Here is a 20432-nt window from a genome sequence, read left to right on the forward strand (position 1 = left end):
CTAAGCTGGCGGCACCAGTAGTGATTGCCAGTTTTTGGCACGCGGGTGCGCCAAGTCGGATTCGGTGTAATGCCGCCCGTCGGGACCTATGTAGTCGCCCGTGGCCGGGTCATAGGTGCTGACCGCGAGCGGCGGGGCCGGTGGCGCGGTGCCCCGCGGCGGTGGTAGCCGCGGATCCTGTCCCGGCGGGTACATCGGCACGCCCTGGCCGCTGGTGGTGGCGTTGGGATCGCCCTTCCAGTTATAGCCCTCGTTGAGCGGCACATACTCCTCGTCGCTTTCACACAGCTCGATCGTCGGCGCGCGCTTCCATGGTTTGGCCTCACACGGAATATTGCGTACGCCGCGGACATTGAGCTCGGAGTCCTGCGGCAGCCGGCAGAACAGGTCTGCTGCCGGGCGGTCGGGTGCATCGACGCTGGCCGGTGAACGACGCTGCTGTGGGGGCAGATACCCGGTGGTGCACGGCGGCGGCAGGTTGAGGTTGAGGTTGAAGTCCAACTGCGCGCCCCGGTACTCCTGTTTGGTGTTCGAGCTCGGCACGATGATCGCCGCCATGGCGGCGATGCCCTGCGGGAGCAGCACCAGCAGTTGTTCGATGTCGTGGCGATAGACGACGGCGATGTCGCCGAGGCTCACCAGGTTGGCGAACAGCACCGGCAGTGCCGGCGATACCCGGTCGAGCAATGCGCGCCCCTCTTCGACGCCAGAAGTGCCTTGTGTCAGCAGATCTCGCACTGCGGCGTCCTGTGCCTTGAACTGCGCCATCAGGGCCGATGTTCGACTGGCCCAGGTGGCGATCGCATCCGATGTCTGCACCTGTGTGCTCAGCACCGCGGGTGATTGGTCGATCAGCGTGGCGAGCGGGTCGAGCGTCTGACCACCCGCAATGGCCAATGCTGTTGACCCGTCGAGGATCCGAGATAGCTCGGGGCCCAGTCCGCCGACCGCCCGGTTGGTCTCGTCGATCACCGTGTGCAAATTGTCCCGCGGAATCGCTTGCAGCGCGCGGTTCGTCATGTCCAGCAGGTGGCCGATGTCGACGGGTACGTCGACGTGACCGGCCGGGATGACGTCGCCGGCCTGCAGCGGCCGGGATTGCTCACCGTCCTTGCCCTGCTGCGGGGTCAATTCGATATATTGCTCACCGATCGCCGAGCGGCTGTGCACCGAAGCCTGAACATTGGCAGGCACTTTGACCCCGGATCGCATCGCGAGCACCGCGCGCACCCCGGTTGCGGTGACATCGACCGATTTAACCTGACCCACGTCGGTGCCGCGGTAGGTGACGACCGACGTCTGGTACAGACCGCCCGATTGCGGCAGGTCGACAATGACGCTGTACTCGCCGATGCCGAACAGCGTTGCCGGCAGCTTCATGAAGTTGAATGCCATTGCGCCACAAGAAACCACGGTGACCAGGGTTAAAACGGCCAACTGGATCCAGGTACGGCGATTCAGACGCAGCATCTAGTACCCCCCGAAGTGATAGGGGTAGGTCAGCGGGTTGCCACCGGTGACCGGGCTGGGCTGCATGCCGATCGTGCGTCCCCACAGCAGTTCGAGTTGAGTCAGGTTGCCTTCCCATCGCGAGCCGGTGAACAGTCCCTGGTCGATACGGCTCAACGTCAAGTCGACGACCAGGGTCAGGTTGGCGTAGTCGCCGCGGAACCAGTTGCGCACCGTGGACGTCGGCCAGGGGTACGTCGCCAGGCCATCGAGACCCCTGGTGAGCGAGGGCCCCGCGTCGGCAAGCGAGCGCAGTACCGGCGCGATATTGCGCAGATTGTTGACCAGGGACTCCCTGCTCTGGTGAATGGTGTCGGCCGCGATCGCGCTGAACTTGCCCACCTGGTCGATGGTTTCGGCGATCTGGGTGCGTTCGGCCGCCAACACCGCCAGCGCTTTGGGGACCGTCATCAGGGCCTTGTCGACGACCGGGTCGTTGGCGGCAACCTGGCCCGCCAGAGCGTTGAGGTTCTCGGCGGCGGCAATGATGTCGTCGGTCTGATCGTTGGTCTTCGCGATGAACTCATCCAGTTGGTTCAGCAGGCTGCGCATGTCGTTTTCGCGGCCCGCGAACGCCTTGGCGACGGCCTGGTTGATCTCTTGTAACTGCCCAATTCCCCCGCCGTTGAGCAGGATTGACACCGACGCCAACGTCTGCTCGGTAGTCGGGTACAAGCTCGCACGCGACAGCGGGATGACCGATCCGTTTTTGAGTTGGCCCACCGGAGGCTCGTCCTTGGGCGGCGTGAGCTCAATGTGCATCGAACCGAGCAGGCTGGTCTGGCCCAGCTTTGCGGTGGAATTGGCCGGCAAGCGCACATCACCGTTGATGCGCATGGTGACCAGCGCGTGCCAATCCTGCAGCTCGATCTTGGTGACGTTACCGACGTTGACGTCGTCGACCCGAACACGCGTGTTCTGCTGAATGGTCACCACGTCGGGCATTTGCGCCTGGATCGTGTAGGCGCCGGGCCCACCACCGGAGGTACCGGGCAGGGTGAACGAATTCAGTCCTCGCCATCCGCACCCGGAAAGCGCAGCGAGACATACCAAACCGAGCACTGCGGCCATCGCCCGTCTCATGATTCAGGCCCCGTCGGCAGCATCAGGTTCTGCAACACCTGAATCGAGCTCATGCCGGCACTCGGCGGCGGCGGCGCCTCGACCTGCACCGGCGGCGGCCCCGCAGGTGGTGGTGCGTCGGGCGACGATGGCGCCTCGGGTGGTGGCGGGGGCGGGTTCCCGGGCCGCAGCCAGTCCTCGCTGTAGGTGATCTCGCTCGGCCGGGCCTGCGTCCCGACAAACGGATTGATGCCGGCCGGGATGTAGTTGTAGATGCGGTTCTTGATGATCGGGTTGATGTACTGCAGGCACAGCTTCGACACCCTGGCCAGGCGTGCCCGGGATGCCGCTTCGATCGAGCTGCAAATGAACTGCGGAATGTCGGCGAAGTTGTTCAACGCCAAGATGCCGGTCATCGCGCTCTGTGCGGGTTGATAGATGTTCAGGAAGTTCTGGAACACCGTCGGGGCGATGTGCAGGATTTGCTTGATGTCGCCGCGGCTGTCGTTCAGCGCGGTCGTGATCGACCCCAGCCGGTCGAACGTGACGCCCATCGATTCCCGGTTCTCGGCGAGGAAGTCGCGTACATCAACCAGTGCGCCATCCAAAGCCTTGAGCGCATTGCCGATTTCATTGGGGCTGTTCGTCAGTACCGTCGTCACGCTGGCCAGATTCCGGTTGAACGAGGCCAGCAGATCGCTGCTGGAGTACAGGGCCGAGACCAGGAGCTGCAGATTGCGCACCGTGCTGAAGATGTCGTCGGCGTGATCGCCGAGCGCCGAAATGGCTTGGGACAGCTTGATGACGGTGTCGCGCGCAGTGTCCCCCTGGCCGCGTAGGTTATCAGCGGCCGAGTTGACGAACTCGCCGACGGAGTTGACCCCGCCCGGAGTGGTCGGCTGTAACGCCTCGGTCAGCTTCTCCAGCTGTTTGCGAAAGTCGTCCCATTCGACCGGCACCGCGGTGCGGTTCAACGGAATCGACGCGCCAGGACTCAGTTTGGGTCCGCCGGAGTATGCCGGGACGAGTTGAATAGCTCGCGAAGTCACCAGCGACGGGGACAGGATCGCGGCACGGGCATCGGCCGGAACCGGGTACTGCTTGTCGACGGAGAACGTCACCTTGGAGCTGGTGGGCTGCGGCTCAATCTTGTCCACCACGCCGACCGCCACACCGAGGATGCGAATCTCGTCGCCGACGAACAGGCCGTTGGCCTCCGTGAAATACGCAGAGTACGTGTTCTTTTCGACCTCTTTCCACAGATTCCTGGCGACCAGGAACGACGCCGCGGCCAGCGTCAGCACCAGGCTGATCGCGGTGGCCTTCCGTAGGGTGTCTCGACTCATGTTCATGGGCCGTCGAATTCATGCGGTGACGGCGGCGGGATGGTCCGCACCGGCGGCGTCGAGGGCGGCGGTGAAGGCGGCTGCGACCACAGCGGGACCGGTGCGTTCTCCGGCGGCACGGGCGGCGTTCCGGTGGGCGGATCCACCGCTTCCGAGGGCAACTTCTGATCGGGATCCAGGAAACGGTCATACATGTCCGCGTCCAGGACCGGCCCACCGATCTGGCCGGGAAGCAGGTTCGCCACGTAGGCCTTGAAAAATGGCCCAGAACCCAGGCATTCGCCGAACGACATCGCGTATCGCTTGAACTTCGGCAAGGTGCGCTGAATATCTTCCTTGCGGTTGTCCAAGATCTCGAGCACACCGTTGAGCTTGTCCAGGGCCGGCTTGAGTTGGGTTCTGTTGTCGGCGACCAAACCGGAGATTTGATGCGACACCGCGGTGAGGTTGTTCATCAGGGCGTCCAGCGAATCCCGCTCGTCGAGCAACGCGGCCAATAGCGCGTTGGAGTTCGCGACCAGGCCGGCGATCTGCTGACTGCGCTTGCCCAGCACGGTCGACACCTTGTTGGCGTTGCCGAGCAGGTTGCGCAGCTGCGCGTCACGACCGTTGAGAGTGTCGGAGAACCGGGCCACACCTTCCAAGGCGGGCCGTAGGTTCGGCGGTGTCTCCTTGAAGGTATCCGCCAACGTCGTCAGCGCCGAGGACAATTGAGCGGTGTCCAGCCCGCTGATCGTGGTGGTCAGGTCGCCCAGCGCGTCGGGCAGGTCATAAGGCGAGTGTGTGCGGGACAGCGGAATGGGGCCCGACAACCGCCCTTCGCCACGCGGTGTGAGCTCCAGCATCTTGGAGCCCAGGATCGTTTCGGTCTTGATCGCCGCCTCGGTGCGGTCGCCCAGCTCGATGCCCTGGCGAACGGTGAAGCCGATCCGGACCTTGGTGCCCTCCAGCCGGATATCGGAGACGCGGCCGACTCCCAGCCCCGAAACCCGCACTGTATTGCCGGGTTTGATGCCACCAGCCTCGGAGAAGTAGGCGGCGTAGTCATCCGTATTTTTGACGAAAGGCAGCTTGTTGTACTGAAATGCGACGACTGTGATGCAGGCCAGAATTACGGTGCCCATCAGTCCTAGCGCGAACGGGCTCCGGCGGCCAAGCGGCTTGATCTTGGGCAGCTTTGTCATTGGGGCGTGCACCGCCCGCTGGGCTGTCCCAGAAGTTTGACGAAGATCGGGTTGCCCCCCTTGCCGTTGACCTTCAGCAGAACCTCGCAGAAGTAGAAGCCGAAGTAGTCACCGTTGAGTCCCTGGCGGGCCAGCACCTGATAGATATCGGGAAGGTCCTTGAGCAGTTTGTCGACATAGTCGCGGTCGGAAACCACCTGTGCGGATACGCGGTCGGTCTCGTGCACCACGTCCTTGATCGGCTGCCGGGACTGGACAAGCAGATCGGCGACGGAACCGGCGGCCGCGTTGACATAGGCCAGCCCGGTGGAGATGTCGTCCTTGCGCTGTGCCAGGCCCTCCACGAACTGAGCCAGTTTGTCCAGGCCGTCGGAGAACTCGCGGTCGCGCGCGGCGAAAGTGTGCAGCACCGTATTCAGGTTGGTGATCAGCTCGCCGATCAATTGGCTGCGCCCGGCCAGCGTCGAGGTCAGCATCGAGGTCTGCGACAGCACCGACGCCAGCGTGCCGCCCTGTCCCTGGAAGATTCGAAGGAGCTGACCGGACAGTGCGTTGACCTGATCGGGATCCAGCGCCCGGAACAACGGGCGGAAACCACCGATAAGCGCATCGATGTCAAGAGCGGGCGACGTCCGCGCCAGCGGAATCGTCGAGCCCGGCGGCAACCGGCGCGGCGGCCCCGGCGCTTCTTCGAGCGCGAGATAGCGGTCACCGATTAGGTTTTCGTACCGCACGACAGCCTTGGTGCCCTCGGTGAGCCGGATCCCGTTGTCGATCGCGAAGCCGACCGTGACGGTGCCGTCGCGGTGCAAAGTGAGATCGCCGACCTTGCCGACCTCCACCCCGGCGATGCGAACAAAGTTGCCGGACTTCAGACCGGAGATGTTCGTGAAGACCGCAGAAAAGTCGGTGCGGTCCTCAAAGCGCAGCTGTCCGAACACCGCGATCAGCGAAAAGGTGAAGAGCAGGCACACCAGCGTGAAGATTGCGACACGGGCGATGATGCTCGAGAGTTTCCTTCTCATGGTGGCGGTTGCCCCCCGCGCCAGAAGTAGCGTGGCGGTTCGGGAGGGTTCTTCGTGGTCGGGAAGTAGTTTGCCCACCATGGGTTTCCGGCGGCCACGTTGGTGCGGATCTCGTTCGGCGCCGCGCCCCAACCGGTGTCGGTGACCAGCGCGCGCACCGGGAAGTTCGCGCTCGGGTCGGGTAGCGAACCGCAGCTGGGTCTACCGCCCGGCCCGCCGGTGGCGTTGACCTTCGGAAGGTGCTTCGGAAACCGGTACGGGTCGTCGCCGAAGAGCAACGCAGCATCGAGAATCACCGAATACCCGTTGCCGCCCAGCGCATCTCGACCACCGTGGTCGACGTACCACTGCGCCCCCTGAAACAGGCACGTGTAGGTCGGCGAGTACTTGTTGAACAGAGTCAAGGTCGGGTCGAGCAGGCTCATCGACCGCACGATGTTGGGTTCGTTTCTGCCGATCACGTTGATACCGGTCTGGCTGAAGCCGATCGCGGACAGCAGCAGCGAGTCGAGCGACCGCTGGTTTTCGGTCAGGGTGGTGCTGGTGGTCGCCGCGGAGTCTAGGATCGACAGGATGTCTTGCGCGGCATCGGAATAGATGGCAGTGGTCTTGCCGAATAACTGCCAGTCCCGGTGGATGGTGTCCATGCGCGGGTTGACGGTGAGCAGCAGGTTGTTCGAATCGGTGATCGCCTGTCCGAGCCGATCGCCCTTACCGCGTACCGATTGCGCGAAGGCCGACAGGATCGCATTCAGCTTGGCCGGGTCGAGCGCCTGGACCACCGATTGCAGGTTTTCGAAGACCGTATTGACCTCAACGGTGACATTGCGTGAGCGCACCACCGCCCCGGGCTGCAACGGGGTGTGGCTGGCCTGCTCGGGCACGATCAGGTCGACGTACTTGGAGCCGAACGCGGTGGTCGACTTGATCTCGGCCTCGAGGTTGCTGGGTAGATACTTGAACGAGCCGGGATCCATCTTCAGTTGCAGCTGGGCCGCTTTCACGTCGGTGCCGATCGAGGCGACCGTGCCGACCTGCACCCCGCGCAACTTCACCTTGGCGCCCGGTTCCATCACCAGCCCGGCCCGATCCGACACCAACGTGAGCGGGACGAAATCCTGAAACTTTCCGGAGAACGAACCGGCGGTCATCACGATCAGCCCGCCGATCAGGATGAATAACGTCGGCGCCCACCAGATCGGGTCGATCCTGCTGGCGCGGACTCTATTTGGTCTACCGGGTCCGCTTTCCCTGTGGTTGCTCATCTACTACCCGGACAGGTTGAAGTTGCCGGACTGCCCGTAGACGGACAGCGAGATCATCAGGCAGACGAACGCCGTGACGATCATCGACGACCGCACTGAACGACCGACAGCCTCCCCCACTCCGGCGGGGCCACCTGTCGCGGTAAAGCCGTAATACGTGTGCACGACCATCACACCCGTCGCCATCGTCAGCGCCGAAAGGAACGACCACATCAAGTCGTTGGGACGCAAGAAGGTGGAGAAGTAGTGCTCGTACACGCCCCGCGACTGGCCGTAGGCGTAGATCGTGAGGAACTTCGCCGCGACGAACGACATCAGCACCGCGACGGCGTAGAGCGGAATGACGACCAGGACGCCCGCGATGATCCGCGTAGAGGCCAGATAGGTGATCGAGCGGATGCCCATGACTTCCAGCGCATCGATCTCCTCGTTGATGCGCATCGCACCCAGCTGTGCCGTCGCGCCCGCGCCGATCGTGGCCGCCAGTGCCAAGCCGGCCGTGCAGGGCGCGATCATCCGGACGTTCAGAAACGCCGACAGAAACCCGGTCAGCGCTTCGACGCCGATGTTGGACAGCGTGTCGTAGCCCTGCACCGCGACCAGAGCGCCGGTGGTCAGGGTCAAGAATCCGATGATGCCTACGGTGCCGCCGATCACCGCCAGTGCGCCGGTGCCCATGCCCATCTCGGCAATCAGCCGCAGCAGCTCGTTGGGGTAGCGCCGGACCGCGTCAACCGTGGCCGCCAACGACTTGCCATAGAACTCGGTCTGCTCCCCCAGCTTGCGGGTGTAGGCCACCAGCCTTGGGCCGAGGGCTTCCAGCCACGACGGACCGCGTGCGAGATCGGTCATTTGGCAGTCACTTTCACACCGAGCGCGGTGGTCACGATGTTGATGAAGAACAACGCCATAAAGGAGAAGACCACCGTCTCGTTGACCGCGTTCCCGACGCCGGTCGGGCCACCGCCCACCGAAAGTCCCTTGTAGCAGGCGATCAGGCCGGCAGACAGCCCGAACAGGGTCGCCTTGATCAGCGAGATCACCACCTGCGGAAGACCGGTGACCAGCGTCATGCCCGCGATGAACGCGCCGGGCGTGACGTGCTGCACGAACACCACGAAGATGTAGCTGCCCGTCAATCCGGTCACCGCGACCACCGAGTAGAGCAGCACCGCGACGAAGGTGGCGGCAATGATGCGCGGAACCACCAGTGCCTGAACCGGGTTGACGCCGATGACCTTCATCGCGTCGATTTCCTCACGGATGGTGCGAGCACCCAAGTCGGCGCACATGGCGGTCGACCCGGCACCCGAGACCACCATCGCCGTGACAACCGGTCCGACCTGGGTGACCGAGGCCAGGCCCGCGCCTGCACCGGACAAGTCTCCTGCACCAATCTCAACGAGCAGAATGTTGAGGACGAACACGATCAGCACCGTGTACGGAATCGAGAGCATGATCGTCGGGAAGATCGACACCCGCGCGACGAACCAGATCTGCTCGAGAATCTCGCGCCAGGCCCACGGGCGTCGCAGCGCAGTCACCAATGCCTCGGCGCTGAGCATGAAGAATTCACCCAGCGCATTCATGGGCTTGGCGATGGCCGTGCCGTTCATAGGCCCCGCTTAGACCGGCGGCGCTCCGTTCGCCTCATGCGGTCCCCCATTTTCGTCACAATCTTCACTCATCCGTAATTAGCTGGGCGACAACCGCTCAGCGTTGTCTACCTGCGGACCGCGCCGCCTGCGTGCACGCATGGAACATTGCAGAAATTTAGAGGCAAAGCGATCCCCGGCGTTAGGTTTGCAATCACCCAGATGAAATGTGACCGGGCCGCACGACCGCGACATCGGCCCGGACGCGGCCGTGCTTGCAGCCGCTACGTCAGGACGTGGAGGTTTCTACGGCCACGGTGGGGCGCGGCAGCGCTGCCGGAACGGCGAGCACGCAATCACCGCACCGCCGGCTTCGACACCGCCGCGCGAATGTCTTTCCGTCATAGGACCCATTCGAGAGTTCGCGGCCAGGTGTTTGCTGCCGCCGCAGACTGCAACAGTCGGCGACAGGCCTTTCACAAGACAAGGGTTTCATTCAGGGAGAGCGCAAAAGCGGTTCAGACCACGACATTTCGGTGGCTGATCCCCGACGTCTGTGCGGCAAGGGCGGCGACACGCCGCCCTACGCCACCGTGGGCGCACACCGAAATCGCTGAGCGCACAGTCAACGCCGCGCCAATTGCCCTAACCGACGTTTGTGCCGCCCTCGGCAATTCGGCGCACGGCCCGCAGGAAGACGTCGATCTCCTCGAACGTGTTGTAGAAGGCGAACGACGGGCGGACCGTTGCCTCCAGCCCGTACCGACGCAAAATCGGTTGGGCACAGTGGTGTCCGGCACGCACCGCGATTCCTTCGGCGTTGAGCGCCTTACCGACCTCGAGCGGCTCGTGACCCGCCAGCACGAAGGACAACACGCTGGCCTTCTCGTCCGCGGTGCCAACCAGGCGAACGCCGGGGATATCGGCCAGGCGTGGCGTCGCGTAGTCGAGCAACGCGTGCTCGTGCGCGGCGATGCGCTCGATGCCGACCCGCTCCACGTAGCGCAGCGCCTCACCGAGACCGACCGCATCGGCGATGTTGCCGGTGCCCGCCTCGAACTTATTCGGAAGTCCTTGGTAAAGAGAACGTTCCAGCGTGACGTCGGCGATCATGTTGCCGCCACCCTGCCAGGGCGGAGTCTCGGCCAGCGCCTCCTCGGTTCCGTACAGCACCCCGATCCCGGTGGGACCGTAGATCTTGTGGCCGGAGAACACGAAGAAGTCCACGCCGAGCTCCGCGACGTCGACGGGAATGTGCGGGATCGACTGCGCACCGTCGATCAGCACCCGCGCCCCATAACGGTGGCCCAGCTCGACGATCTTCTCGACCGGCGTCACCGTGCCCAGCGCGTTCGAAACTTGAGTCGCCGCAACCAGCTTCGTGCGCGGACCCAGTAGGTGCTCGAACTCGGAGAGCAGCAGATTACCCGCGTCGTCGACCGGTGCGACTTTGAGCACCGCCCCGGTCTGCTGTGAGAGCAGTTGCCACGGAACGATATTGGCGTGGTGTTCGAGGTGGGTGATGACGATCTCGTCGCCGGGACCCAAATGCTTGCCGCCCCAAGCGTACGCGACCAGGTTGATCGCCTCGGTGGTGCCACGCACGAAGATGTTCTGCTCCGCCTTCTCGGCGCCGATGAACCTGCGCACGGTTTCGCGGGCTTCTTCGTAGGCGTCCGTCGCGCGCGCCGCCAATTCGTGTGCCGCGCGGTGGATGTTGGAGTTCTCGTGGGCGTAGAAGTACGAGAGCCGGTCGATCACCACCTGGGGCTTCTGGGTGGTCGCGGCGTTGTCGAACCAGATCAGCGGCTTTCCGTTGACCGTTTCCTTCAGGATCGGGAAGTCCGCCCGTATCGCGTTGACGTCGAAGACCTCGTGGTCGTCCGCTAGCCGAGGGACGGGGCCGGCGTCGGTGAGGAAGTAGTAATTGTGGTCGTCGCCGGTCGGCGGGTTCGGTGCGAGGGAGGCCGTGTCGGACCAGCCCAGGTCGGGAACCGACGGCGCCGCCGGCGACCACCCGACCCCCGGTGCCGAGCCACGCGGGGCCACCGCAACGGTCGGCGTCGTTCCGGCCAGCACACCGGGCACCGTTGCGACGATGCCCTGGCTGGGGACTGCGAAGGCACTGAGGTCACTGAGTCCGGGCGGCAGGTAGGGGTTGGCGATGCTACCCGCGGCCACCGCCGGCGCGGCCGTCGTATCGGGCACGCTGCCGCGCGGAGCGACCGGCGCAGTCTGCGGCAGACCTTCAGGCTCCGGCGACGTCGGCGCCGGCACGTAGATGTCGGTGACACCGATCAGCGGGACGGGCGCCGAATACAGGTCCGACGAGCCTCCGGCGGTGTGAGCGGCCGACGTGGCCGCGGTGGTATCCGGCACGCTGCCCCGCGGTGCAACCGGTGCCGTCTGCGGCGGGCTGTCGGGTCCGGGCCGAATGCTGGCCGCATACAACTGCGTGGCCAGTGCCGCGAGTTCCGTGGCGCTGATGGGCAGCTCGCTTTCGGCGTCTACCGACCGGTACTCACTTGTACTCATGGAACTGGTCCACGGCGACGTCGTCGAGCACGGCGAGCGCGTCGTCGGTGAGGACAGCAAGGGACGTGTAGAGGGTGACCAGGTAGGTCGCGATGGCCGACTGGTTGATGCCGGTAAATCGTACCGACAGCCCTGGAGCCTGCTCGCCGACGAGGCCCGGCTGGAACAGTCCCACCACGCCCTGACGTTCCTCACCGGTGCGCACCAGGATGAACTTGGTCTTGCCGTCCTCGACCGGAACCTTGTCCGACGGGATCAGCGGAATGCCCCGCCAGGTGATGAACTGCGCCCCGAACAGGCTGACCACCGGCGGCGGCACGCCGCGGAAGGTGGCCTCCCGCCCGAACGCGGCGATGCCCAACGGGTGGGTCAGGAAGAAGCTCGGCGTCTTCCAGACCTTGGTGATCAGCGCGTCCAGGTCGTCCGGGGTCGGCGCGCCACCCACCGTCTGAATGGTCTGCTCTGGAGTCGCCTGGGCCAGCAAGCCGTACTCCGGGCTGTTGACCAGCTCGAATTCCTGGCGCTCCTTGATCGTCTCGATGGTCAGCCGCAACTGCTGGGCGACCTGGTCGTGCGGGCTGGAGTACAGGTCGGAAACCCGGGTGTGGATGTCGAGCAGCGTCGAAATCGTGCGCAGCGTGTACTCGCGCGGGCTGGTCTCGTAGTCGACATAGGTCTCGGGCAGCGGCTCTTCGGTGCCGGCCCCCTCTTCGGCCTTGATCGCGACCTGCTCCGGGTTGATCACCCGGTTCACCCGGTAGAGACCGGCCTCGACCGGGACCCAGCTGAGCAGATGCAGCAGCCACCGGGGCGTGATCGTCGAGAGCTGCGGAACAGTTTTGGTCGCGTTGGCAAGCTGGCGGGCGGCGAGATCGCCAAGTGCCTGAGACTCGTTTTGTGCCCCCGAGCTGGCTGCTGTCATCGTGATCCTTCCGTGCCTGGCCGAATACTGCGGCGACGTCGGGTAGACCCATGATCCATCACCAGGTGCCCGGCCGCGCGCTGAGCGTAGGCGCAGGCCGGCGGGATCGGACAGAGTTAGACCGGGCGTGAGCAGAAGTGCCGCAAGTTGCCGATGCCCTATAGTGGGGCTATGCCACAGGCCTTTCAGCTGCGCTTCGTTCCTTCGCGCTGCCTCGCCGTGTGCTGTTGTTGTTGCTGTTGTTGATTTCCTGACGCCTCTGCCGCTGTAGAAATCCTCGCGCTACCCGCAGGCGGGTTGGACCACCAGCCAGCCGGGGTCACAGATATGCGTGCCAGCTACTTTCAGGAAGATCAACCGCTCATGACCGTGTTATCCATGCCCACTCGCGCCCTGGCGCGGGTGGCTACCCGCCGGCGCGTACTCGTGCGCCCGGCCACTCAACTCAGCCATATGACGCGCTACCGCGGGGGCACGTACTCGCACACCATCGACAAGATCGTGTTTGCCGACGGCAGCTGGGCGCGCACCGATCTGATCCGGCTGCACCCCAACCTGCAGGCCTATTCGCTGGATTTCACCGGCATCGCGCCGCATCGCCCGTCGCGCTACCGGCTGGGGACCTGGTCGGCAGTGCCGCACCTGCACACTCGTGGCTACGAAGCCGAGGTGGATTGGATTCTGCGCCACTCGTACCCAGTGCTGCCGATTGCCGAACTCAGCAGGCGCGTACGCGAGGCGGGCTACCCGCTGGGGCGCGCCAACATCAGCGAACATGAGGCCATCGCCGCAACTCAGGCCGCGATCTGGCATTTCACCAACGGCCTCGATCTGCACACCCGCCCGCTGAACGTACCCCTGGCGGTGCAGCGGCAGCCGGGCGGCACGACCACGTTCGAGTTCGACGGCGAGCCGCAACTGGGTGGCTACTCGGTGTGGACCGATGCCGAGGCGCCCACCACTTTGAAGCTGCAAAAGTCTGCTGATGGCGTTGTCTGGCAAGATATTTCGGGTTCGCGGTTGACCGTGGCCACCGGAAGTGGCCGCCACCAACGCACACTCGGCGTGGGCAGCACGGTGTCGGCCAGCAGCCACGGCATCGGGGGACGCGGCTACCGCTATTACCGGCTCGTCGCGGCCACCCACGCTGACAACCCGACCATCGACTATGTCCGCTTCTGGCTCACCGGTAGTCGCCACTACCGCAACGCCGACCGAATCGTGCACCTCTACAATTACCTACTGACCGGCGCGAACAAGGCCGCACCCGATACCGACGACGCCCAACTTGTTGATACGCACGCAACAGCCGACTCCGAACTCGTAGGACCGTTCCAAGTGCCAATCCCATTGACGCTCAACGTCACTGACGGGCACACACTGGTCGACGCCGACGGCCGAACCATCCGAGACATGGTTTCACCCGGCCGGGACTTTTATCTGCGTCCCGCCCCGGGTACCCGCGCCACCACACTGACCGCGACAACACCGCATAACCTCAAGGGACGAGTCCTGACTGGAGTGGCGCTAGAGGAGGCGTCGCAACGATTCACACCGATCGCCCTGACCGTACCCACAGACGTGGCCGTCGAATTCGAAATCACCTGGCCGGCCGATGAGTCTTGTATCGATATCGTGGAGGAAGTTTCATGAGCATCGCCGAGAACATCACGCAGCTCGTCGGACATACACCGCTGGTCCGGCTGAACCGGGTGACGGACGGCGCGGGCGCGGACGTTGTCGCCAAGTTGGAATCGTTCAACCCGGCGGCCAGCGTCAAGGATCGCATCGGGGTGTCCCTGATCGACGCAGCCGAGGAGGCCGGTCTGATCAAGCCGGACACGATCATCCTCGAGCCGACCAGTGGAAACACCGGGATCGCCCTCGCGATGGTGGCCGCGGCGCGCGGCTACAAGCTGGTGCTGACCATGCCCGAGACGATGAGCGTCGAGCGGCGCAAGGTGCTGCGCGCCTACGGCGCCGAAATCATCCTGACCCCGGGTGCCGAGGGAATGCCGGGCGCCATTGCCAAGGCCGAGGAACTGGCCAAAACCGACCAGCGGTATTTCATCCCGCAGCAGTTCGAGAACCCCGCGAATCCAGCGATCCACCGCAAGACCACCGCCGAAGAGGTGTGGCAAGACACCGAAGGCAAGATCGACTTTTTCGTCGCGGGGGTCGGCACCGGCGGCACCATCACCGGAGTCGCGCAGGTCATCAAGGAGCGCAAGCCCTCGGTGCAATTCGTCGCCGTGGAACCGTCCGCGTCGCCGGTGCTGTCCGGCGGCCAGAAGGGCCCGCACCCTATTCAGGGCATCGGCGCCGGGTTCATCCCGCCGGTGCTCGACCTAGATCTGATCGACGAGATCATCACCGTCGGCAATGACGACTCGATCAACCTGGCAAGGCGGCTGGCCCGCGAGGAGGGCCTACTGGTCGGCATCTCGTCCGGTGCGGCCGTCGCCGCCGCTCTGCAAGTGGCCCGCCGGCCGGAAAACGCCGGCAAGCTTGTCGTCGTCATATTGCCGTCCTTCGGCGAGCGCTACCTCAGCACGCCGTTGTTCGCGGACTTGGCCGACTAGCCATGTTCGAGACCATGCGGCGAGACATCCGGGCGGCCAAGGAGCGAGATCCGGCCAGGCCGACGACGCTGCAGGTCATCTTCGCTTACCCGGGCGTGCACGCGATCTGGGGCCATCGGATCAGCCAGCGGCTGTGGAACCGCGGCGCGCGGCTGGCCGCGCGGGTGCTGGCGGAATTCACCCGCATCCTGACCGGGGTCGAGATCCACCCGGGCGCGATTCTCGGCTCCGGCCTGTTCATCGACCACGCCACCGGCATCGTGATCGGGGAAACCGCGGAGGTCGGCGACGACGTCACGATCTATCACGGCGTCACCCTCGGCGGCACCGGCGCGGATATCGGCAAACGCCACCCCACGATCGGTGACCGCGTGATCATCGGCGCCGGCGCCAAGGTCCTGGGCCCGATCAAAATCGGCGACGACAGCCGGATCGGCGCCAATGCCGTCGTCGTCAAAGAGGTACCGACCAGCTCCGTCGTCGTCGGCGTTCCCGGCCAGGTCGTTACCCGCCTGGCCCGCGGCCACGAGGACGACGCAATGATGCCCGATCTGGTCGGGGTCAGCCTGCAGTCCCTGCTCACCCGCGTGGCCAAGCTCGAAGCCCTCAGCGATGACGACACCGTTACCGAAACCGGCCGGGTGATCCGGCCACCCGAAGCCGGGGTATGGCACGGCGAGGACTTCTCCATCTGACTGCGTCGTCAGTTGCTCTTCAAGATACGTTTACCGCGAGCAGCGCTACCGTGACTTGACGTACGACTCGACGACGGAGGCTTCCGATGAGCGACGGCCACGTGCCACGGATTCCGATAGCGATGTCCTCGCCCAGCCTCAACCGTGGTGTCGGCTTCACTCACGAAGAACGACGGCGGCTCGGGCTGACCGGGCGACTTCCATCGGCGGTACTGACACTCGAAGAGCAAGCCGGCCGGGTGTGGCATCAATTACAAAGCATGTCAACAGATCTCGGGCGAAATCTGCTCCTCGAGCAGCTGCACTACCGCCACGAGTTGCTGTACTACAAGGTGCTCGAAGATCACCTGCCCGAGCTGATGCCGGTGGTCTACACACCCACGGTCGGCGAGGCCATCCAACGCTTCTCCGACGAATACCGCGGCCAGCGCGGCCTGTTTCTGAGCATCGACGAACCCGACGAGATCGCCGAGGCCTTCCAAACGTTCGGGTTAGGACCCGACGACGTCGACCTGATCGTGTGCACCGACGCCGAGGCCATCCTCGGCATCGGCGACTGGGGCGTCGGAGGCATTCAAATCGCGGTGGGCAAGTTGGCGCTCTACACCGCCGGCGGCGGTATCGATCCACGCCGCTGCATTCCGGTCTCACTCGATGTCGGCACGAATAACGAACAACTGCTGCAGGATCCGTTCTATCTGGGGAATCGCCACGCGCGGCGCCAGGGCGCCGAATACGACGACTTCATCAAGCGCTACATCGAAACCGCCAATCGGTTGTTTCCCAACGCCATCCTTCATTTCGAGGACTTCGGGCCGATCAACGCGCGAAAGATCCTGCGGACCTACGGCGACGACTACTGCGTGTTCAACGACGACGTGCAGGGCACCGGCGCCGTGGTGGTAGCCGCCGCGCACGGCGCAGCCCATGTCACCGGGGTGCCGCTGCGCGAGCAGAAGACGATCGTGTTCGGCGCCGGAACCGCCGGAGTCGGTGTCGCCGACCAGATCCGCGACGCGATGGTCGACGACGGCGCCAGCGTCGAACAAGCCACGGCTGCGATCTGGGCCATCGACAAGCAGGGCTTGCTGTTCGACGACATGAACGACCTGCGCGACTTCCAGGTGCCCTACGCCAAGAACCGTCAACAGCTGGGCGTACCGGCCGGGGAACGGGTCGGGCTGGTCGAGGCCATCAAATTGGCCTCCCCCACGCTACTGCTGGGCTGCTCAACTGTTTTCGGGGCATTCACCCGCGAGGTCGTGGAGGCGATGGCAGCCGCCTGCGAACGCCCGATGATCTTCCCGCTGTCCAACCCGACCTCACGGATGGAAGCCATGCCGGCCGACGTGTTGGCGTGGTCGAACGGCCGGGCGCTGGTGGCGACCGGAACCCCGGTCGCCCCTACCGAATACAACGGCGTCACGTACAGCATCGGCCAGGCCAACAACGTGCTGGTGTTCCCCGGGCTCGGGCTGGGCATCATCGTGGCCGGGGCACGGCGGCTGACCCGGGCCATGTTGCACGCGGCCGCGAAAGCCATTGCGGGACAGGCTAGTCCCACGAAACTCGGGGACTCACTGCTGCCGGATGTGCAGAACTTGTGCGCCGTCTCGTCGGCGGTCGCCGAGGCGGTCTATCACGCCGCCGTCGCCGACGGGGTGGCCACCCGAACACATGAGGACCCGCGCCAAGCCGCCCTCGACACGATGTGGCGACCGAGATACGACTAGACCCGTCACTACGCGGACTGTTGGGTCAATTCGACGATCGCCGCGAGCCGGCCCTGGACACGTTCGAGATCGGCCGCACACGGCAGTTCGGCCGCGACGCGGGTGATGGCGGCACGGATGTCGGCGGCATTGATGTTCAGGTCGCCGCTGGTCGCCACGTGGGTCGCCACGGCGGCCACCGCGTTGTCGGGCATGCGCCGCCGCAGCAGCGCCAGCAGCGGGACGTAGTCGGAGTACGGCACCCCATGCGGGTAGCCGGCGCGAATGACAGCGTCGAATGTGGTCACCAATCCGCTCAACGGCACCGTGCGACACCCCCCTCCTGCCGTCATGTGCGGGCACACACGAATGCGACGGTCAAACCGTATGCATCGCTACTTAACTGACGGTGACGTAAACGCACCATGCTCTGTACACATGTCAAATTTCGAACCATCGGATGCCGAGCCCCCCGTCGCCGGCGCCCCTGAGCACACTGAGCTGAAGATGCGCGCTAACGATGCGCCGTTGCCTGCTCCCCCGGGTGGACTCGAACCACCAACCCTTCGGTTAACAGCCGAATGCTCTGCCAATTGAGCTACAGGGGATTAACCTGGCCCGCGCGAAATCTGGCGCGGATCGCTGGACGACTCTAGCGTACTGGCATGGCCGCGCCCAAGTTCGCCGGCCGGCCGTGCGCGCCCGGCTCGACCGATCGGGAGCGCACGCACTGCGCCGGGTGAGGCAGGATGGAGCCATCCGCACCGTCGTGGGGAGGGACGCTTTGATTCGATATGTCGTCGTGCTCGGACTGGGCTACGTGCTGGGCTCGAAAGCCGGCCGTCGCCGGTATGAGCAGCTCGTTGGTACCTATCGCGCGCTGACCAGCAGTCCGATGGCCCGGTCGATGATCGAAGGGGGTCGGCGCAAGATCGCGAACACGATCTCGCCCGACGCGGGTTTTGTGACCGTGGCCGAGATCGACGACGAGACGGCCGTCGTGCAGCGCGAGGTCGATCGGCCGGCCGACGAGGCCCTTACGCCGTCAGATCGTCGCCGTTAGCCTGCTCCAGCAGGCTGCGCCGGTATGCCTCCATGGCAACCAGGTCGCCGAACAGCGCGTGGTACTCGTCGCCCTGGTCGATCGGTGACATGCGCTGCAGCTTGGACTTGACCTCGGCGATCTGGCGGCCCATCCAGACTTCCTGCAGACGCGCCAGCACCCCGGCGATGTAGCGGGGCAGTTTCTCGTCGTCGACGGCGACGCTCTCGACGCCGAGCTCGTTGATCAGGCCGGCGGTCAGGGTCGAGGTGGTGTGGTGCCGTACCGCCTCGATCCACTGTGCGCCGGTGATACCGGTCGACGTGCCGCCGGCGGCGTCGATGGCCGCACGCACGGCCGCATACCCGGGATGGGTGAAGCTCTCGACGGTCAGCGTGTCAAATACCGGGCCGGCAAACGCCGGGTACTGCAACGCCGACTTGAGCGCCTCGCGCTGTGGCCACAGCGTCGGGTCGCGCGGGTCGGGGCGTCCGGCGGTGCGGTCGACCGGAGCGGCTTCGGCGGAGACCGCTTTGCCGGTGGCCGCCGCCTGCCCACGCGAACTCGGCTGAGCCGAAGCCGTGGGTTTCTTGGCCTCGGTCCGCACCCGGTCGATGACCTGCGCGACGTCGTCCCAACCCACCCAGCCGGCGAGCTGGCGGGCATATTCGTCGCGCAGCGTGGAGTCCTTGATCTGGCCCACCATCGGCACGCAGCGGCGCAGCGCGGCGACCCTGCCTTCCGCGTTGTCCAGGTCGAACCCGGCGATCGCCGTGCGAATCGCGAACTCGAACAACGGCGTTCGTCGTGCCACCAGGTCTCGCAGCGCGCCATCGCCGGACGCCAGGCGTAGGTCGCAGGGATCCATTCCGTCCGGGGCGACCGCGACGAACGACTGCCCCGCCAGATTCTGCTCACCGCCGAAGGCCTTGAGCGCGGCCGCGCGGCCGGCCTCGTCGCCGTCGAAGACGTAGATCAATTCACCGCGGAAGAAACTGTCGTCCATCATCAGCCGGCGCAGCATGGACAGATGCTCCTCGCCGAACGCGGTGCCGCACGACGCGACCGCCGTGGTGACGCCGGCCAGATGCATCGCCATCACGTCGGTGTAACCCTCGACGACGACGGCCTGGTGGCCCCGGGCGATGTCGCGCTTGGCCAAGTCGAGGCCGAACATCACCGACGACTTCTTGTACAACAGCGTCTCGGGCGTGTTGACGTACTTGGCTTCCATCGGGTCGTCGTCGAACAGCCGCCGGGCCCCGAACCCGATCACCTCACCGGCCGAACTGCGGATGGGCCACAGCAGCCGGCGGTGGAAGCGGTCCATCGGCCCACGGCGTCCCTCCCGGGACAGGCCCGCGGCCTCCAGCTCCTTGAACTCGAAACCCTTGCGCTGCAAATGCTTTGTCAGCTTCTCCCAGCCCGACGGCGCGAATCCGCAGCCGAAGCGACGGGCCGCCTCGGCGTCGAAGTTGCGCTCCTTCAGATACTGACGCGCCGGCGCCGCCTCGTCGGACTCCAGCTCCGCCGCATAGAACTCGGCCGCCGCCGCGTTCGCCGCGATGAGCCTGCTGCGGCTGCCGCGATCGCGTTGCACGTTGGTGGCCGCGGCACCGGTGTAGGAGATCGTGTGGCCGATCCGGTCGGCGAGCAGTTCGACGGCTTCGACGAAGCTGACGTGCTCGATCTTCTGGATGAACGCGTACACGTCGCCGCCTTCGCCGCAGCCGAAGCAGTGGAAGTGGCCGTGGTTGGGGCGGACGTGAAACGACGGGGACTTCTCGTTGTGGAAGGGGCACAAGCCCTTCAGCGAGTCGGCGCCCGCGCGGCGCAGCTGGACGTAGTCGCCGACGACTTCTTCGATGCGGGCGCGTTCACGGATGGCGGCGATATCACGATCGGAGATCCGGCCAGCCATCGGCTCAGTCTAGGACGCCGGCTACGGCTGCGGTGCG

17 protein-coding genes and 1 tRNA gene are annotated in these 20432 nt (G+C 65.1%); 5 read left to right on the forward strand and 13 right to left on the reverse strand.

From position 1 onward, the window contains the following. The 10 genes from MJO58_RS18305 to MJO58_RS18350 all read right to left on the reverse strand — a co-directional run bounded on the left by MJO58_RS18305 (position 1) and on the right by MJO58_RS18350 (position 12443). On the reverse strand, positions 1–1470 hold the full coding sequence (locus MJO58_RS18305) for an MCE family protein (RefSeq protein ID WP_239720386.1): 1470 nt from the start codon (positions 1468–1470) through the stop codon (positions 1–3). Further along, positions 1471–2592 carry an MCE family protein gene (locus MJO58_RS18310; protein WP_276553174.1) on the reverse strand — a complete coding sequence of 374 codons (1122 nt, stop codon included), beginning with the start codon at positions 2590–2592 and terminating at the stop codon, positions 1471–1473. Then, positions 2589–3923 carry a virulence factor Mce family protein gene (locus tag MJO58_RS18315; RefSeq protein WP_239720388.1) on the reverse strand — a complete coding sequence of 445 codons (1335 nt, stop codon included), beginning with the start codon at positions 3921–3923 and terminating at the stop codon, positions 2589–2591. The genes MJO58_RS18310 and MJO58_RS18315 overlap by 4 nt, the downstream gene beginning before the upstream one ends. Next, on the reverse strand, positions 3920–5101 hold the full coding sequence (locus MJO58_RS18320; protein WP_239720389.1) for an MCE family protein: 1182 nt from the start codon (positions 5099–5101) through the stop codon (positions 3920–3922). The genes MJO58_RS18315 and MJO58_RS18320 overlap by 4 nt, the downstream gene beginning before the upstream one ends. Next, positions 5098–6126, reverse strand: a complete 1029-nt coding sequence (locus tag MJO58_RS18325; RefSeq protein WP_090603866.1) for an MCE family protein — start codon at positions 6124–6126, stop codon at positions 5098–5100. Before MJO58_RS18325 ends, MJO58_RS18320 begins: the two co-directional genes overlap by 4 nt. Further along, a complete protein-coding gene (locus MJO58_RS18330) occupies positions 6123–7391 on the reverse strand; it encodes an MCE family protein (RefSeq protein WP_090603868.1) in 1269 nt (422 codons plus the stop codon). Before MJO58_RS18330 ends, MJO58_RS18325 begins: the two co-directional genes overlap by 4 nt. Before the next feature lie 3 nt (positions 7392–7394). Continuing rightward, positions 7395–8243 carry an ABC transporter permease gene (locus MJO58_RS18335; RefSeq protein ID WP_239720390.1) on the reverse strand — a complete coding sequence of 283 codons (849 nt, stop codon included), beginning with the start codon at positions 8241–8243 and terminating at the stop codon, positions 7395–7397. Then, positions 8240–9007 carry an MlaE family ABC transporter permease gene (locus MJO58_RS18340; protein ID WP_090603872.1) on the reverse strand — a complete coding sequence of 256 codons (768 nt, stop codon included), beginning with the start codon at positions 9005–9007 and terminating at the stop codon, positions 8240–8242. The genes MJO58_RS18335 and MJO58_RS18340 overlap by 4 nt, the downstream gene beginning before the upstream one ends. 624 nt (positions 9008–9631) lie before the next feature. After that, the gene (locus tag MJO58_RS18345) at positions 9632–11521 is read right to left on the reverse strand and encodes a family 2A encapsulin nanocompartment cargo protein cysteine desulfurase (protein WP_239720391.1); all 1890 of its coding nucleotides are present in this window, start codon (positions 11519–11521) and stop codon (positions 9632–9634) included. Continuing rightward, positions 11508–12443 carry a family 2A encapsulin nanocompartment shell protein gene (locus tag MJO58_RS18350; protein ID WP_239720393.1) on the reverse strand — a complete coding sequence of 312 codons (936 nt, stop codon included), beginning with the start codon at positions 12441–12443 and terminating at the stop codon, positions 11508–11510. The genes MJO58_RS18345 and MJO58_RS18350 overlap by 14 nt, the downstream gene beginning before the upstream one ends. A gap of 363 nt (positions 12444–12806) precedes the next feature. Here MJO58_RS18350 and MJO58_RS18355 point away from each other — a divergent pair, with 363 nt between their 5' ends. The 4 genes from MJO58_RS18355 (at position 12807) to MJO58_RS18370 (ending at position 17453) form a co-directional block, all read left to right on the forward strand. Continuing rightward, complete coding sequence (locus tag MJO58_RS18355; protein ID WP_239720394.1) at positions 12807–14096, forward strand: thioester domain-containing protein; 1290 nt, start codon at positions 12807–12809, stop codon at positions 14094–14096. Further along, the gene (cysK, locus tag MJO58_RS18360; RefSeq protein ID WP_239720395.1) at positions 14093–15025 is read left to right on the forward strand and encodes a cysteine synthase A; all 933 of its coding nucleotides are present in this window, start codon (positions 14093–14095) and stop codon (positions 15023–15025) included. Before MJO58_RS18355 ends, cysK begins: the two co-directional genes overlap by 4 nt. Before the next feature lie 2 nt (positions 15026–15027). Next, the gene (cysE, locus tag MJO58_RS18365) at positions 15028–15720 is read left to right on the forward strand and encodes a serine O-acetyltransferase (protein ID WP_239720397.1); all 693 of its coding nucleotides are present in this window, start codon (positions 15028–15030) and stop codon (positions 15718–15720) included. A gap of 86 nt (positions 15721–15806) precedes the next feature. Continuing rightward, on the forward strand, positions 15807–17453 hold the full coding sequence (locus MJO58_RS18370; RefSeq protein ID WP_239720399.1) for an NAD-dependent malic enzyme: 1647 nt from the start codon (positions 15807–15809) through the stop codon (positions 17451–17453). 8 nt (positions 17454–17461) lie between these two features. On the opposite strand, the gene MJO58_RS18375 is transcribed toward MJO58_RS18370, so the two are convergent. Further along, a complete protein-coding gene (locus MJO58_RS18375) occupies positions 17462–17740 on the reverse strand; it encodes a DUF3349 domain-containing protein (protein WP_239720400.1) in 279 nt (92 codons plus the stop codon). A 227-nt stretch (positions 17741–17967) separates the two neighbouring features. Further along, positions 17968–18040 (reverse strand) — tRNA-Asn (locus tag MJO58_RS18380). 176 nt (positions 18041–18216) lie between these two features. On the opposite strand from MJO58_RS18380, the gene MJO58_RS18385 reads away from it, so the two are divergent. Next, on the forward strand, positions 18217–18495 hold the full coding sequence (locus MJO58_RS18385; RefSeq protein WP_090609312.1) for a hypothetical protein: 279 nt from the start codon (positions 18217–18219) through the stop codon (positions 18493–18495). Here the strand turns inward: MJO58_RS18385 and dnaG are convergent. Then, complete coding sequence (gene dnaG / locus MJO58_RS18390; RefSeq protein WP_090603883.1) at positions 18470–20395, reverse strand: DNA primase; 1926 nt, start codon at positions 20393–20395, stop codon at positions 18470–18472. The two genes, MJO58_RS18385 and dnaG, sit on opposite strands and share 26 nt — an antisense overlap. Positions 20396–20432 lie beyond the last annotated feature (37 nt).

The sequence above is a fragment of the Mycobacterium lentiflavum genome, from assembly GCF_022374895.2.
Lineage (GTDB): Bacteria > Actinomycetota > Actinomycetes > Mycobacteriales > Mycobacteriaceae > Mycobacterium > Mycobacterium lentiflavum.